Source organism: Maribellus luteus (assembly GCF_003576475.1).
GTDB classification, from domain to species: Bacteria; Bacteroidota; Bacteroidia; order Bacteroidales; family Prolixibacteraceae; genus Draconibacterium; species Draconibacterium luteum.
In genome coordinates this window covers 1-602 of record NZ_QWGR01000155.1, presented here as the reverse complement: position 1 = coordinate 602, position 602 = coordinate 1, and the positions used below count along the sequence as shown (strand labels likewise).

1 protein-coding gene is annotated in these 602 nt (G+C 66.6%); it reads left to right on the top strand.

What is annotated here, in order from left to right:
• Nucleotides 1-602, top strand: a 602-nt coding sequence (locus tag D1614_RS28375) for a deoxyribodipyrimidine photo-lyase (protein WP_175579315.1), incomplete at both ends; no start/stop codon positions are given.

Sequence of the window (602 nt, the reverse complement as noted above, 5' to 3'; positions counted from 1 at the left end):
CACCCGGCTGGTGGAATGCTGTGGCCCGCCGGGAAAGGTCTTGCCCGCATTGGCACGCGCCGTGGGCGCCTCGACGGTCGTCTGCGAAGACATCGCCGCGCCATACGAGCAAGCCGAAGTGGCCGAACTGCGAAGCGCGGGGCTGCAGGTGCAGACGGTCTGGCAAAGCAGCCTGATCGATCCGCTGTGTCTGCCTTGGCCTGTTCAATCGCTGCCGGCGGTCTTCACAACATTCAGGCAAGCGCTCGAACGTGCGCGGACTGCACCGTCGACGCCGCTGTCACCGCCCAACCGCCTTCCGCCATGGCCGGCGGGTGCAATTATTCCGCCGGGGCTGCGCGCGCCGGCCGACGTTGCAAACCAAACGCTGTCGACAGATCCGCGCGCGTCGTTTCCGTATGGCACACCGGAGTTTGATGGTGGCGAGACGGCGGGCCTTCGGCACCTGGCCCAATACCTGCAGCGCCAGTTGCCTCACACGTACAAGCGCACGCGCAACGCCTTGGCCGGTGTGGACTTCTCGGGCAAATGGTCGCCCTGGCTGGCCACCGGTGCGTTGTCGCCCCGACGCGTGATGTCGGAACTGCAGCGGTTCGAGCAGT